Source organism: Streptomyces anatolicus (genome assembly GCF_019400875.1).
GTDB lineage: Bacteria > Actinomycetota > Actinomycetes > Streptomycetales > Streptomycetaceae > Streptomyces > Streptomyces anatolicus.
In genome coordinates, this window is sequence record NZ_WMBF01000022.1 from 1 (window position 1) to 13,197 (window position 13,197).

The 13,197-nt window shown below is 72.1% G+C and carries 14 protein-coding genes; 5 read left to right on the forward strand and 9 right to left on the reverse strand.

The genetic code is table 11. From position 1 onward, the window contains the following. Positions 1–24 precede the first annotated feature (24 nt). The gene (locus tag GKQ77_RS04475; protein ID WP_219687387.1) at positions 25–1,389 is read right to left on the reverse strand and encodes an ABC transporter substrate-binding protein; all 1,365 of its coding nucleotides are present in this window, start codon (positions 1,387–1,389) and stop codon (positions 25–27) included. 91 nt (positions 1,390–1,480) lie between these two features. Next, the gene (locus GKQ77_RS04480; RefSeq protein WP_219687388.1) at positions 1,481–2,251 is read right to left on the reverse strand and encodes a DeoR/GlpR family DNA-binding transcription regulator; all 771 of its coding nucleotides are present in this window, start codon (positions 2,249–2,251) and stop codon (positions 1,481–1,483) included. Positions 2,252–2,534: 283 nt separating this feature from the next. On the opposite strand from GKQ77_RS04480, the gene GKQ77_RS04485 reads away from it, so the two are divergent. Then, on the forward strand, positions 2,535–3,929 hold the full coding sequence (locus GKQ77_RS04485; RefSeq protein WP_219687389.1) for a S28 family serine protease: 1,395 nt from the start codon (positions 2,535–2,537) through the stop codon (positions 3,927–3,929). Here the strand turns inward: GKQ77_RS04485 and GKQ77_RS04490 are convergent. Then, a complete protein-coding gene (locus GKQ77_RS04490; protein ID WP_219687390.1) occupies positions 3,904–5,121 on the reverse strand; it encodes an MFS transporter in 1,218 nt (405 codons plus the stop codon). The two genes, GKQ77_RS04485 and GKQ77_RS04490, sit on opposite strands and share 26 nt — an antisense overlap. 133 nt (positions 5,122–5,254) lie before the next feature. Here GKQ77_RS04490 and GKQ77_RS04495 point away from each other — a divergent pair, with 133 nt between their 5' ends. The 4 genes from GKQ77_RS04495 (at position 5,255) to GKQ77_RS04510 (ending at position 7,931) form a co-directional block, all read left to right on the forward strand. Then, entirely contained in the window at positions 5,255–5,908 is a 654-nt protein-coding gene (locus GKQ77_RS04495; protein WP_219687391.1) for a TIGR03086 family metal-binding protein, read from the forward strand. A gap of 142 nt (positions 5,909–6,050) precedes the next feature. Further along, the gene (locus GKQ77_RS04500) at positions 6,051–6,782 is read left to right on the forward strand and encodes a CPBP family intramembrane glutamic endopeptidase (protein ID WP_219687392.1); all 732 of its coding nucleotides are present in this window, start codon (positions 6,051–6,053) and stop codon (positions 6,780–6,782) included. A 28-nt stretch (positions 6,783–6,810) separates the two neighbouring features. Continuing rightward, positions 6,811–7,152 carry a PadR family transcriptional regulator gene (locus GKQ77_RS04505; protein WP_125511982.1) on the forward strand — a complete coding sequence of 114 codons (342 nt, stop codon included), beginning with the start codon at positions 6,811–6,813 and terminating at the stop codon, positions 7,150–7,152. After that, positions 7,149–7,931, forward strand: coding sequence for a hypothetical protein (locus GKQ77_RS04510; RefSeq protein ID WP_219687393.1), 783 nt, complete (start codon positions 7,149–7,151; stop codon positions 7,929–7,931). Before GKQ77_RS04505 ends, GKQ77_RS04510 begins: the two co-directional genes overlap by 4 nt. A 49-nt stretch (positions 7,932–7,980) precedes the next feature. On the opposite strand, the gene GKQ77_RS04515 is transcribed toward GKQ77_RS04510, so the two are convergent. The 6 genes from GKQ77_RS04515 to GKQ77_RS04540 form a co-directional block, all read right to left on the reverse strand. Next, positions 7,981–9,429: a penicillin-binding transpeptidase domain-containing protein gene (locus tag GKQ77_RS04515; RefSeq protein ID WP_219687394.1), complete on the reverse strand. Its 1,449-nt coding sequence runs from the start codon at positions 9,427–9,429 to the stop codon at positions 7,981–7,983. A 124-nt stretch (positions 9,430–9,553) separates the two neighbouring features. Next, a complete protein-coding gene (locus GKQ77_RS04520) occupies positions 9,554–10,258 on the reverse strand; it encodes a response regulator transcription factor (protein ID WP_219687395.1) in 705 nt (234 codons plus the stop codon). After that, complete coding sequence (locus GKQ77_RS04525) at positions 10,255–11,517, reverse strand: sensor histidine kinase (protein ID WP_308117545.1); 1,263 nt, start codon at positions 11,515–11,517, stop codon at positions 10,255–10,257. Before GKQ77_RS04525 ends, GKQ77_RS04520 begins: the two co-directional genes overlap by 4 nt. Next, positions 11,514–11,660, reverse strand: a complete 147-nt coding sequence (locus tag GKQ77_RS04530; protein WP_219687396.1) for a hypothetical protein — start codon at positions 11,658–11,660, stop codon at positions 11,514–11,516. The genes GKQ77_RS04525 and GKQ77_RS04530 overlap by 4 nt, the downstream gene beginning before the upstream one ends. 76 nt (positions 11,661–11,736) lie before the next feature. Further along, positions 11,737–12,213, reverse strand: a complete 477-nt coding sequence (locus GKQ77_RS04535) for a GNAT family N-acetyltransferase (protein WP_219687397.1) — start codon at positions 12,211–12,213, stop codon at positions 11,737–11,739. 86 nt (positions 12,214–12,299) lie between these two features. Further along, complete coding sequence (locus GKQ77_RS04540; RefSeq protein WP_219687398.1) at positions 12,300–13,073, reverse strand: IclR family transcriptional regulator; 774 nt, start codon at positions 13,071–13,073, stop codon at positions 12,300–12,302. Positions 13,074–13,197 lie beyond the last annotated feature (124 nt).

Genomic DNA, 13,197 nt, shown 5'->3' on the forward strand with positions numbered 1-13,197 from the left:
TGCGGAGGTGGGTGGCGGTGGCGGTCATCGTCCCTCGTACTCCTCGGAGATCTTCTCGGCGAGCCGCTGGGATGTGTCGAGGGCCGCCTCCACGGACTGGCGTCCGGCGATGGCCGCGCTGATCTCCTGGGAGACCTTGGTGCCGAGGTCGGTGAACTCGGGGATGCCGACGAACTGGATGCCGGGCGCGGGGCGCGGCTGCACGCCGGGGTCGCGGGGCCTGGCGCCTTCGACGGCGGCGCGGGTGACGGCCTGGAAGGCGGCGGCTTCCTTGCGGTAGGCGGGGTTCTCGTACGTGGAGGCGCGTTTCCCGGCGGGCACGTCGGACCAGCCGACCTTCTCGCCGACCAGCCGCTCGTACTCCTTGCCGGACGCCCAGGAGATGAACTGCCAGGCCTTGTCGGGGTTGCGCGAGGCCTTCTGCATGCCCCAGGCCCAGGTGTAGAGCCACCCGGAGCTGTCGGTCCGCTCCACGGGGGCGGGGACATAGCCGATCTTGCCCTTGACCGGGGACTTGGCGGACTCCAGCGAACCGGCGGCGGCCGTCGCGTCGTACCACATGGCGGTCTTGCCCTGGGTGAGGTTGTTGAGGCACTCGGCGTAGCCGGACTGGGCGGCCCCGGACTGGCCGTGCTCGCGGACGAGGTCCACGTAGAAGCGGGTCGCCCTCTCGAACTCGGGGGAGTCCAGGCGGGCCTTCCAGTCCTTGTCGAACCAGGTGCCGCCGAAGGTGTTCACCACGGTCGTCAGCGGTGCCATCAGCTCGCCCCAGCCGGGCAGGCCGCGCAGACAGATGCCCTTCATGCCCGGCTCCTCGCCGTCCACTTGGGCGGCGAGCTTGGCCACCTGCCGCCAGGTGGGGTGCTCGGGCATGGTCAGGCCCGCCTTCTTGAAGACGTCCTTGCGGTACATCAGGAAGGACGACTCTCCGTAGAAGGGCTGTCCGTAGAGCTTGCCGTCGTCCCCGGTGAGGGACTGGCGCATGGACGGCAGGATGTCCTTCTCGTCGTACGCCGTGTCCTCGCGCGCGTACGAACCGACCTCGTGCAGCCACCCGTTCCTGGCGTAGATCGGTATCTCGTAGTTGCTCAGGGTGGCGATGTCGTACTGCCCGGCCTGGTTGGCGAAGTCCTGGCTGATCTTGTCGCGGACGTCGTTCTCCGGCAGGACGGTGAAGTTCACCTTGATGCCCGTCTCCTTGGTGAAGTGGGCGACGGTGAGCTTGCGCAACTCCACCATCTGCGGGTTGTTCACCATGAGGACGTTCAGGGAGTCGCCTGAACCGGTCCCGCCCGCGCCGGTCCAGCAGCCGGCGAGCAGCGGGGCGAGCAGCGCCCCTGCGGCGGCCGCGGCGAGCGCGCGCGGCCTTGGTCGGCTCGGGGTTCGCATGAGTGCTCCTGGACTTAAAGGGAGGATTGTGGATGTTCCGGGCACACCAGGGCGTGCGGAGGCGCGGTGTGCCGCGCGGTGGGGCGGGGCGTCAGGCGCGGACGACCTGCGGGCCGAGGAGGGAGTAGCGGTGGGCCTCGGAGGCGGGCAGGCGGCTGCTCGTGACGATCGCGTCCAGGTCGCCGATGCCCGCGAACCGGCAGAAGCTCGTCGCCCCGAACTTGGTGTGCACGCCGACGAAGACGTTGCGCCGCGACGCCCTGATCGCCTGCGCCTTCACCTCGCTGACCGCCGGGTCGGGCGTCGTCAGGCCGTGCTCGCGGGAGATGCCGTTGGCGCCGATGTACGCCAGGTCGATGACGAATCCGGCCAGCATCTTGGTCGTCCAGTGGTCGACGGTGGCGAGCGTGCCCGGGCGGACGCGGCCGCCGAGCAGCAGTACGGTGATGTGCTCGGCCTCCGCGAGGGCGCCCGCGGTGGCCAGCGAGGCGGTGACCACGGTCAGCGGTCGCCCGCGCGACGCCTCGGGCAGCGCCCCGGCGACCAGTTGGGGCGTGAACCCCTCGTCGACGAAGACCGTCTCGGCGTCACCGAGGAGTCCGGCGGCGGCGCCGGCGATGCGCCGCTTCTCCGGGACGTGCATCGTCGTGCGGAAGGCGAGGGTGGTCTCGAAACCGGCGCTCTCCACGGGGTAGGCGCCGCCGTGGGTGCGGCGGACGAGGCCGTGGTCCTCCAGGGCGCGCAGATCGCGGCGGACGGTCTCCTTCGCGACGCCGAGCTGGGCGGCGAGCGCCGTCACGTCGACGGAGCCGGAGTGGCGGGCCGCGCTGACGATCCGCCGCTGACGTTCCTCCGCGGTCATCGGCGCCACCTTCTTCCCCTGGGTCTCGCGGTGCCCGTTCGGGCCCTGTGGGGAAGTTCTACAGCGCGGACAAGGGGGTGACCAGGGTGGGAGCGGGCGCGATGATGCCCGTGTGTGCCCGCTTGGCGGGGCGACGGCCTGTGCGGCGGGCCTCGGGCGTGCCCGTTTCGGGGGTCCGCGTTGCCCGTTCGGCGCCCGAACGGTTGTCCTGTCGCTCCCCGAGCGATCGCCGCTACGATCCGCGCACCACAACCGTCCGCTCCTAAGGACCGAGGGAGACAAGGTGCGCAACAAGGGGATATCCGCGCTGGCCTGCGCCGCGCTGATAACGGGTGCCGCGGTGTTCGGCGGAGCGGCACCGGCCGCCGCGCGGGCCACAGCGACGCTCGGAGAGGCCGACGCGAAGGCCAAGGCGCCCAGCGCGAAGGCCGGGCAGGACGACACGGCCGACGCCGTCCGCGAACGGCTGGAGAAGATACCCGGCATGAAGGTCGTCTCCGTGGCCGAGAAGGAGGGCCACCCCCTCTACACGCTCACATACGCCCAGCCCGTGGACCACCGAAAGCCCGGCGGCGCCACCTTCACCCAGCGCGCCACGCTCTGGCACAAGTCCACGGACAAGCCGACCGTCCTCTACACCAGCGGCTACACCCTCCCCGGCGGCACCGCCTCCCTCACCAGGCTGATCGACGCCAACCAGGTCAGCGTCGAACACCGTTACTTCGGCCGGTCCAGGCCCTCCGGCGCCCCGGGCGACGACTGGACCAAGCTGACCGTCCAGCAGGAGGCCGCCGACGAGCACCGCCTGACCCGGGCCCTGCGCGGCATCGAGAAGGGCAAGTGGCTCGGCACCGGCGCCAGCAAGGGCGGCATGACGGCGACGTACCACGAACGCTTCTACCCCGACGACCTCGACGCGGTCGTCGCGTTCGTCGCGCCCAACGACGCCAACAACCGCGACGACAGCGGCTACGAACGCTTCTTCGAGACGGTCGGCACCAAGGAGTGCCGGGAGGCACTGAACGCCGTGCAGCGCGAGATGCTGGTGCGCCGCGCCACGCTGCTCCCCAAGTTCGAGGCGGACGCCAAGGCCAACGGCGACACGTTCGAGGAGACCCTGGGCACCACCGACCGGGCCTACGAGTTCGCGGTCCTCGACCAGGTGTGGAACTTCTGGCAGTCCGGCACCGCCGCCGACTGCCCGACCGTCCCCGACGCGAAGAAGGCCACCGACGACGAGCTGTACGGCTGGTCGAAGGAGCACGGCCTGAGCGTCTACCGCGACGAGGACCTCGGCACCAACGGCTCAGGCCCCTACTACCGCCAGGCCGCCACCCAACTGGGCTGGGCCGACCTGAAGTTCAAGCACCTCAAGGGTGTGCGCCACTACCCGGGCCTCTACCAGCCCAACTCGGTGCTGCCCGCCGCCATGCGCGGCACGTACAGCAACAGGACCGTCGCCGACGTGGACCGCTGGGTGAAGAGCCGCGGTGAGCGGATGATGTTCGTCTACGGCCAGAACGACCCGTGGAGCGCGGAGCGCTTCACCCCGAGCCGCCGCGACTCCTACCGCTATGTGGTGCCCGGCGCCAACCACGGCGCGTCGATCGCCAAGCTGCCCGAGGCCGAGCAGACGAAGGCCGTCGCGACGATCAAGCGCTGGGCGAATGTGAAGTAGCCCGGCGCCGAAGGAGCAGGGGCGCGGCGATCAGCAGCCGCGCCCCCGCGAGCACCGGCAGCAGCACGCGGACGTCCACGGACTCCACGAGGGCCGCGCCCGCCGCGATGCCGACCGCCGTAGGCGTGAACATCAGCGTGTTGGCGGTCGCCGCCACCCGGCCGAGCAGCGCGTCGGGCGTCTCACGCTGCACCGCCGTAAGGCCCGCGATGAGCACGCAGGGCAGCCCGACGCCGTTCGCGAAGCTCCCCGCCAGCACGGCCGGGTCGCTCGGCAGCGCGCTCAGGGCCGCCGCCGCGGCGGTCAGCCCGATGCCCGCCCCGCCGAACCGCCGCGCCCCGAACCGCCGCAGCAGCGCCCCCGACGCCACGCCCACCGCGACGGACCCGGCGCCCTGCACGACGTACAGCACGCCCGTGTACGCGGGAGAGTGCCCAAGCCCCTCCACGATCGCGTACACCAGCGCGCCGCTGATCCCCGACGACAGCATCGTCAGACCGCCCGCCACCACGAGGGGCCGCAGCCGCGCGTGCCCCCACAGATAACGGGCGCCCTGCGCGGTCCGCTCCCGCAAGGAGGCCCGCTCGCGCACCGGCGCGCTCTCCCGCACCCGCAGCAGGCCGTACATGCCCGCCGCGAGTACGAAGGTGACGGCGTCCAGAAGCGCCACACGGGCGCCCCCGTACGCGGCGAACAGGCCCGCCCCGGCGAGCGGCGCCACCAGCTTCATGCCCTCGTTGGCGGACATCCGCAGGCCGTTGAAGTCGCCGAGCAGCTCCTTGCCGATGGCCGTCGGCACCAGGGCGGCCTCCGCCGCGTCCGTGACGACGCCGCACGCCCCGTACACCACGAGGACGGCGAAGAGGATCCAGAGCCGCCCCGTGCCGTCCACGGCGAACAGGGAGAGGAGCAGCGCGCCGAGCGCGAGGTTGGCGCCCACCAGGAGCGGTTTGCGGCGCGTGCGGTCGGCGAGCGTGCCGAGCAGCGGGCCGACGAGCGTGGGCGCCCACAGCGCGAACTGGCAGAGCGCGGCGAGCCCGTCGGAGCCGGTCAGGTCCTTCACCCAGATCCCGGAGACCAGCCACAGCGCGGAGGTTCCGAAGCCGGAGACCACCACCGCGCCCAGATAGAGGCTCGCGTTGCGGTCCCGCAGGACGCGCCCGATCGTCGAGGTCGTGCCGGGTGATGTCATGCCAGGTGATGCTGGTTTCTAAGGCCCCCGGGGCGGTATCGGGCGCCTGCCCTAACGCCGACCGATGAGTTTGGGCCGCGCCGCCGGTCACCAGGGGAGACATACCGAGACAGCTGCCTTAGCGGAGGCCCTTATGACCGGTGACATCCCATCCGGCGACACCCCGTCCAGCGACATCTCTTCCAGTGACACCCCGTCCGGCGACATCCTCGACCTCGGCCCGCAGGCCCGCCTCGTGGCGCGCCTCGCCGAACGCGCCACGGACGAACAGCTCGCGGCGCCCACACCCTGCCCCGACTACGCGGTACGCCACCTCCTCGGCCATCTGGTCGGCCTGGCCCAGGCCTTCGAGCAGGCGGCCCGCAAGGAGTTCGGGCCGGGGCTGGACACCGCTCCCGACAGTTTCCTGCCGGACGTCGGCCCCGGCTGGCGCGACGAGCTGCCCAGGGCCCTCGACGCCCTCGCCGGTGCCTGGCGCGACCCGGCCGCCTGGCAGGGCATGACCAGGGCGGGCGGCGTCGACCTGCCCGGCGAGGTCGCGGGCCTCGTCGCCCTCGACGAACTGGTCGTCCACGGCTGGGACCTTGCGCGGGCCACCGGCCAGGAGTACGGCCCCGACGAGGCGAGCCTGGAGGCCGCGTGGGCCCTGCTGACGCCCACCGGAGACGGCGGCGAGGGGCCGGACGGCCTGTTCGGCAAGCCGGTCCCGGTACCGGAGGAGGCGCCGCTCCTGGACCGCGTGATCGGCCTGAGCGGCCGCGACCCGGGGTGGCGCCCAGCGGCGTAAGCCATGCGAGATAGGTTGCATTCCTGGCTAGGTCGTCATACGGTCTAGGTAGCTCAGACGCTCAGGGGTCCGCGCGGCAGGCGTCGTCCGTGTTCACGTTCCACGCACGCTGCCGCGCGGCCCCTTCGGGAAGGGGGATCCCATGTCCATATCGCCGGACTTCTCGGTCGCCGCGACGGCCGCCACGGCCGCGCTCGCCGCCTATCTGCTCCTCGGTGAGCCGTGGGCGGGCCGCCGGATGTACGCCTCGCTGGCCCGGCGCAGGGACACCGAACCCCGCGCCCTCGTCCGCTACTTCACCCTCACGCTCGCCCTGTGGTGGTCCTTCGCCGCGGTCGCCGTCGCCGCCCTGCTGCTCTCACCCGGCGTCGACCCCGCCGACCTCGGCATCGCCCTGCCCGAGCGGCCCGTCTACGCCGTCGCCGGGATCCTGATCGTCACGGCGATCGCCGCGGCCTCCGGGCGGAACTTCCACGAACTCGCCGAGCGCGGCAAGCACGTGCCGGGCCTCGCCGCCATCGAGGCGATGCTGCCCCGCACCGCCGAGGAGCGCAGGCTCGCGATCGCCGTCGCGGTCACGGACGGCGTCTGCGCCGAACTCGTCTACCGCGGCCTGCTCATCGCCTTCGGCGTCGGCGCCCTCGGCCTGCCCCTGTACGCCGCGGCGGCCCTCTCGGTGCTCGTGTACGCGCTCGCCGGTTTCTACCAGGGCCGCCAGGGCGTCCTCGTCTTCGCCCTCTTCGGCGCGGTCGTCACCGGCCTCTACCTCGGCACGGGCAGCCTGCTGCTCCCCATCGCCGTGCACACCGCCCTCGCCGTACGCGACCTGACGCTTCCCGCGCCGGACAAGCCGCGCGCCCCGGCCGCCGCGTGACCTCCGTCAGCCCCCGAAAGGCAGCCAAGTGACAGACCGCCGCGCCAGCTGGTTCAAGGGCGTACTCGACCTCCTCGTCCTCGCGAGCCTCACCGACGGCGAGAGCTACGGCTACGAGATCGCCAAGCTCCTCGGCGCCGCCGGCTTCGGCCAGATCAAGGGCGGCACGCTCTACCCCGTACTGAACCGCCTGGAGGAAGCGGGCCTGGTCGCCGCGGAGTTCCGCGCCACCGAGAAGGGGCCGGGACGGCGTTACTACCGGCTCACCGACGCCGGGCGCGAGACCCTCGGTGAGCAGGGCGGGCTGTGGCTCGCCTTCGACAAGTCCGTACGCGAAGTCCTCGCCAAGGCGGGAGTGGAGACACGATGAACGCCCCGATGGACGCGCGGTACGGGCGGGACGGGCACGACGGGTACCTCGTCGGCCTCGCCGAGCGGCTGCGGGCGCACGGGCTGCCCGCCGACCGGGTCGAGGCGACCGTCTCGGACCTGGCCGCCCACCTGGCGGAGTCCGGCGCCGAGGACGCGGAGGCCGAGTTCGGGCCCGTGGAGGAGTTCGCCCGGCAGCTGGCCCCGGAGGCGAGTGCCCCCGGGGCGAGCGCCCCCGGCGGGCCTCCGGAGGACCACGTCGAGACCTGGCGCTGGACCGCCGACACCTACGTCGACGAAGAGCTGCTGAACCGCTTCGGCGACGAGGGCTGGGAGGTGGAGCGGGTCGATGCGCTCGGCCGCTTCGTCAGCCACCGTGACGCGGCGCGGCCCCAGCGGTGGGAGTACCGCAGGGAGTTGGTCACGCGCGGCCGCGAAGGGCTCGACGAACGCCTCGCCCCCGACGGCTGGGAGGCCTGCGGGACCTGGATCGTCTACGCCTGGTTCAAGCGGCCCAAGGCGGCGAGCCTCGGCCCGGCGGCGGAGATCGCCTCACCGCCGCCGGTGCCGGAGCGGAAGAACTTCCTGAGCCGGAAGTTCTACGGGCTGCTCGCCCTCCTCCTGGCGGTCATGGCCGCGGCGGGCGTCGCGGCCACGCTCGAGGACGGCGAGGCGAGCACCGGGCTCGGCTTCGCCGGGGGACTGCTCGTCGGCGCGTGCGCGCCGCTCGGGCTGATCCTCGGCTTCCGGCTGTGGCGCGACCGGAACCGGGCCCGCTGAGAGCGCGGGGCGCCATCCGCTGAAAGCGCGGGGCGGCGCCCGGCGGCGGTCAGTTCTTCAGGGCCGCCGCCATCATCGCCTTCGCGATCGGCGCCGCCAGGCCGTTGCCGCTGACCTCGTCGCGGGCCGCGCTCGACGACTCGATCATCACCGCGACCGCCACCTGCTTGCCGTCCGCGCCCTTGGCGTACGACGTGAACCACGCGTACGGCGTCTTGCTGTTGTTCTCGCCGTGCTGGGCCGTGCCCGTCTTGCCGCCCACCGTCGCGCCGCTGATCCGCGCGTTCGAGCCGGTGCCCTTCTCGACGACCGTCTGCATCGCGGACTGCAAACCCTCGGCGGTGGACTCGCTCATCACGCGTTGCCTGTTCCCGTCGCCGTACTTCTCCAGGACGTTGCCGTCGGAGTCGGTGATCTGCGAGACCATGTGCGGCGCGGCCAGCTCGCCGCCGCTCGCGATCGCCGCCGACACCATCGACATCTGCAACGGCGTCGCCGTCACGTCGAACTGGCCGATGCCCGAGAGGGCCGTCTGCGCCTTGTCCATGCCGGAGGGGTACACGCTCTTGCCCGCGCGCACCGGCACATCCAGCTTGTCCGCGTTGAAGCCCAGCTTCTCCGCCATCGCCTTGACCTTGCCCTGGCCCAGGTCGACGGCCATCTTCGCGAAGACGTTGTTGCAGGAGTATTGCAGGCCGGTGCGGATCGTCGCGTTCTCGCAGGGAGCCGACTCGTTCTCGTTCTTCAGGACCGTCACCGTGCCCGGCAGCGTGTAGGGCTTCGGGCTGTCGGTCCTGACGTCCACCGAGGAGTAGAGGCCGTCCTCCAGGGCCGCCGCCGCGACGACCAGCTTGAACGTGGAACCGGGCGGCAGCGGCTGGCGCATCGCGCGGTTCACCATCGGCTTCTGCTTGTCGCTCGTCAGCGCCTGCCACGCCTCCGAGTCCGTGGAGCCGCTGATCTTCGACGGGTCGTACGACGGCGTCGAGACCATGCCGAGGATCTTGCCGGTCCTCGGGTCGACGGCGACCGCCGCGCCCTTGGTGTCACCGAGCGCCTTGTACCCGGCCTTCTGCACCGCCGGGTCGATGGTCGTCACGACGTCACCGGGGTCGGCGCGCTTGTTGGTGACCGTGTCGAGCGGGTTCTTCAGGCGGTTGTCCGTGCCGTCCAGGAGGTCCTTGTAGATGCCCTCCAGCTGGGTGGCGCCGTACACCTGCGAGCTGTAGCCCGTCACGGGTGAGTAGAGCGCGCCGTTCTTGTACGTCCGCTTGTACGCGAGGTCTCCTCCCGTCGTCCGCTCGGAGCCGGTGATGGCCTCACCGCCCACGATGATGTCGCCCAGCGGGTGTGCGTACTGCTTGATCGCGTTCCGCCGGTTCAGCTTCTCGTCCGCGAGCGCCTTCGAGTCGTGGAACTGCACCCACGTCGCCCGCACCAGGAGGGCGAGCACGAGCAGCAGTGCGAAGACCGAGGCGTGCCTGATCGTCTTGTTCATCCCACGGAAGGACGAGCCAAGGGGAGGGTTTCGTTCCCTTCTGATCCGCTTGTGACCGTTTTCTCAGAGACTCCTCATGAACGCCCAGGCCGCGTCGGGAGTCCCTGCAAGCCTGCGCGCCGGCTCAGTCCGTGTTCATGAAGCCCGCCTCGTACGCCGCGATCACCGCCTGCGTGCGGTCCCGCGCGCCCGTCTTGGCGAGCACGGCCGCCACATGCGTCTTCACCGTCGCCGCGCCCACGCCGATCCGCCCGGCGATCTCCGCGTTGGTCAGCCCCCCGGCCATCAGCCGCAGCACCTCGCTCTCCCGGGCGGTCAGCCGTGCCACCCAGGCGGGCGGCGCCGGCTTGGCGCGCCCGTGCTCGGCGGCCAGGGCGCGCACGGCGGCGGGGAAGAGCAGCGAGTCGCTGTGCGCGACGACGCGCACGGCCTGCACGAGCGCGTCCGCGTCCGCCCGCTTGAGCAGGAAACCGGCGGCGCCCGCGCGCAGCGCCTCGTACACGTACGCGTCGTTCTCGAAGGTCGTCACGACCACGATGCGCGGCGGCTCCGGCATGGTCTGGAGGATCTGCTCGGTGGCGCGGATGCCGTCGATCTCCGGCATGCGGACGTCCATCAGGACGATGTCGGGCTTCAGTTCGCGTACGACCGACACCGCCTCGGCGCCGGTCGCCGCCTCGCCGACGATCTCGATGCCCGGCTCGGCGGAGAGGATCGCGCGCAGTGCGGTACGCACCATGCGCTCGTCGTCGGCGAGGACGATCCGGATGGCCGCGCCACCGGACCCGGAGGGTGCGCCGGACCCGGTGGGGGAGGGTGTGGTCGTCATGCGTGTGCGTGTCCCTTCAGCGGAAGTCGTACGTCGAGTCGCCAGGCGCCGTCCGCCGGGCCCGCCTGCGCGGTGCCGCCGAGCAGCCGCGCCCGGTCCGCGATGCCGCGCAGGCCGTGGCCGCCGCCGGGGCGGGTGGCGGGGGAGCGCTCCGGCAGGGGGTTCTCGGCCGTGACGGCCAGGTCGGGGCCGTCCAGGGTCAGGCGCAGGGTCACGGATGTGCCGTCACCGCCGTGCCGCAGGGCGTTGCTCAGCGCCTCCTGCACGATGCGGTACGCCTCGCGGGAGACCAGCGGGGGCAGCGCCTCGGGCTCCATGTCGATGGCGGCGCTCACCCGCAGGCCGCCCGCCCTGGTGCGGCGCAGCAGACCGTCCAGGTCGGCGGCGAGCGTGGGCGCGGGGGCGGTGGAGCGGGCGTCGTCGGCCTCCCGCAACACGCCGAGCACGGCGTCGAGTTCGCCGACCGTGCGGCGCGTGGTGTCCTCGATGGCGGCCAGCGCCTCGCGGACGAACTCCGGGTCGTGGTCGAGGACGCGACGGGCCGCGCTCGCCTGGAGCGTGACCGCGCTCAGCGCGTGCCCCACGGAGTCGTGCAGCTCGCGCGCCAGGCGGTTGCGCACGGCGAGGTCGGCGGCGCGCTGCTCGGCGGCCGCGAGCCGGTCGGCGGGGGTCGGCCCGAGCAGGTCGGGCGCCCAGCGCGCGAGGAGCCCGCCGGCCAGGGCCGCGCACGCCGCGAGCGCGACCAGGCAGACGCAGCCGATGGCCGGGGAGAGGGCCACCATCCAGGGTTCGCCGAAGACCTCGGGCAGCCCGATGCGGCTGTCCCGGAAGACGACGAAGAACGGCAGCGTGATCAGCACGCCCGCGAACGGCGGCAGCGCGAGCGACATGCCGCTGATGATCCCGCCGAGACCGAGGTGCAGCGTGAACCACGCGGAGGCCCGCCCGCGTGCCACCCGCCCGCGCGCGGGGCCCTCGGCGAGGGAGCCGTCAGGCACCTCGCACAGGGTGCGCACGGCGGCCACCGAGATGGGCCGGGTCAGCGGGAACAGCGCGCTGATCGCGGCCAGCGGCAACCCGGCCGCGAAGGCGGCGAGTTGGGCGGGGAGCGTCCCGAGGATCTGGTCGTCGCCGAAGAGCGGCCCCATGATCACGGAACCGACGAAGACGTACGGCATGGAGAGCGCGCCGCCGAGGATCAGATGGATCCACCGGCGGCGCGCCGTGCGCCCGAACAGGGCGGTGCCGAAGGCCTTCACGCCGCGAACCCCGCCCGCTCCTGGAGGAAGCGGGCACCGAGGGCCGCCACGGGTATTCCGGTGATCATCTGCACAGAGTAGGTCAGGAGCACCGGAAGCCTTCGGGGTACTGGGGCCGGGTCATGCGGGGGCACGCGGGTCATGCCTCAACGCTCCCGTCGGCGGCGCCCCCGCGCCTCCTGCGCGGCGATGAACCGTCCTCCTCCTCGCGGGGGAGCCTCAGCCGCCGTGCAGGACGAGGACCACCTCGTCGATCTCCGCCGCCCGCGCCGCCGCGTACCCCCGCTCCCGCGCCGACTCGCGGAACCCGCACTTCTCCAGGACCCGCAGCGAACCCGCGTTGTCCGCCGCAGCCCGGGCGTACAGCGGGCGCTCCGGGATCAGCGCCAGCAGCTCGCGCAGGGCGGCGGTGGCCAGGCCGCGGCCCCAGTACGCGCGGTCGATCCAGTACGTGACCTCCCGCTCGCCCGGCTCGCCGTACACCGCGGCGTTGCCCACCACGTCACCGTCGGCGAGGACCGTGCGCACGTCGACGCCGGGCGAGACACGCAGCTTCGTCCAGTGCGCGTCGAAGCGGTCGCGGTCGGCCGGGTCCTCGGGGATGAAGGCGGCCATGTGACAGGACTCGGGATCGTTCAACTGCCGGAAGAAGACGGGCAGATCACTGTCGTGCACTTCGCGCAGGCTGACATTCATGCGCAGAGCCTACGAGGCGTGGGAGCTTGAGAGGCGTGGGAGCCGGAGAGGCGTCGGGGTCGGAGAGGTGTCGGGGCCGGAAAGCGTCAGAGTCTGCGCGTCGCCAAGGTAAGCCGGTCGCGCGCGTCGAACAGGGCGTCCTTGACCATCTGTTCGTGCGCGGGCGTGAGCCGCGCCACCGGCACCGAGCAGCTGATCGCGTCCCGTGCCGGAGTGCGGTAGGGGATGGCGACACCGAAGCAGCGCAGGCCGAGCGTGTTCTCCTCGCGGTCCACCGCGAAGCCCTGCTCGCGCACCGCGTGCAGCTCCTCGATGAGCTTCTCGCGGTCGGTGATGGTGTGCTCGGTCAGCGCGGGCAGCGCCTCCGGGAGCATCTTGCGGACCTGCTCGTCGGTGAAGGTGGCGAGCAGCGCCTTGCCGAGCGAGGTGGAGTGCGCGGGCAGCCTGCGGCCGACCCGCGTGAACGGCCGCAGATAGTGCTGGGACTGGCGGGTGGCGAGGTAGACGACGTTCGTGCCGTCGAGCCGCGCGAGATGGATGGTCTCCGTGGTGTCGTCGGAGAGCCGGTCGAGGGTCGGCCGGGCGGCGGCCACGACCTCGTCGCCGTCGATGTACGAGGTGCCGACGAGCAGGGCGCGTACGCCGATGCCGTACCGCGTGCCGGTCGCGTCCGTCTCGACCCAGCCCAGCTCGACCAGGGTGCGAAGCAGCATGTAGAGGCTCGACTTGGGGTAGCCGACCGCTTCCTGGACCGCGGCGAGGGAGTGCATGCCGGGACGGCCGGCGAAGTACTCGAGCAGCTCCACTGTCCGCACCGCGGACTTGACCTGCGCACCGCCTCCGGTCTCGCCACCCGACATCGCCCTTGACCCCTTAGATCGCCGAGAAATACGCTCCGAGTCCCCGCTCATTCATCAACAGAGACGGCGTTCAGCATATCGAACAGCCCTGATGAGTGGCATACCTCTGGAAAGGGAATCCGCG

Coding starts and splice junctions, on each gene's coding strand:
- GKQ77_RS04475 (WP_219687387.1), bottom strand. CDS start 1,389: ATGCGAACCCCGAGCCGACCAAGGCCGCGCGCGCTCGCCGCGGCCGCC.
- GKQ77_RS04480 (WP_219687388.1), bottom strand. CDS start 2,251: ATGACCGCGGAGGAACGTCAGCGGCGGATCGTCAGCGCGGCCCGCCAC.
- GKQ77_RS04490 (WP_219687390.1), bottom strand. CDS start 5,121: ATGACATCACCCGGCACGACCTCGACGATCGGGCGCGTCCTGCGGGAC.
- GKQ77_RS04495 (WP_219687391.1), top strand. CDS start 5,255: ATGACCGGTGACATCCCATCCGGCGACACCCCGTCCAGCGACATCTCT.
- GKQ77_RS04500 (WP_219687392.1), top strand. CDS start 6,051: ATGTCCATATCGCCGGACTTCTCGGTCGCCGCGACGGCCGCCACGGCC.
- GKQ77_RS04510 (WP_219687393.1), top strand. CDS start 7,149: ATGAACGCCCCGATGGACGCGCGGTACGGGCGGGACGGGCACGACGGG.
- GKQ77_RS04515 (WP_219687394.1), bottom strand. CDS start 9,429: ATGAACAAGACGATCAGGCACGCCTCGGTCTTCGCACTGCTGCTCGTG.
- GKQ77_RS04520 (WP_219687395.1), bottom strand. CDS start 10,258: ATGACGACCACACCCTCCCCCACCGGGTCCGGCGCACCCTCCGGGTCC.
- GKQ77_RS04530 (WP_219687396.1), bottom strand. CDS start 11,660: ATGACCCGCGTGCCCCCGCATGACCCGGCCCCAGTACCCCGAAGGCTT.
- GKQ77_RS04535 (WP_219687397.1), bottom strand. CDS start 12,213: ATGAATGTCAGCCTGCGCGAAGTGCACGACAGTGATCTGCCCGTCTTC.
- GKQ77_RS04540 (WP_219687398.1), bottom strand. CDS start 13,073: ATGTCGGGTGGCGAGACCGGAGGCGGTGCGCAGGTCAAGTCCGCGGTG.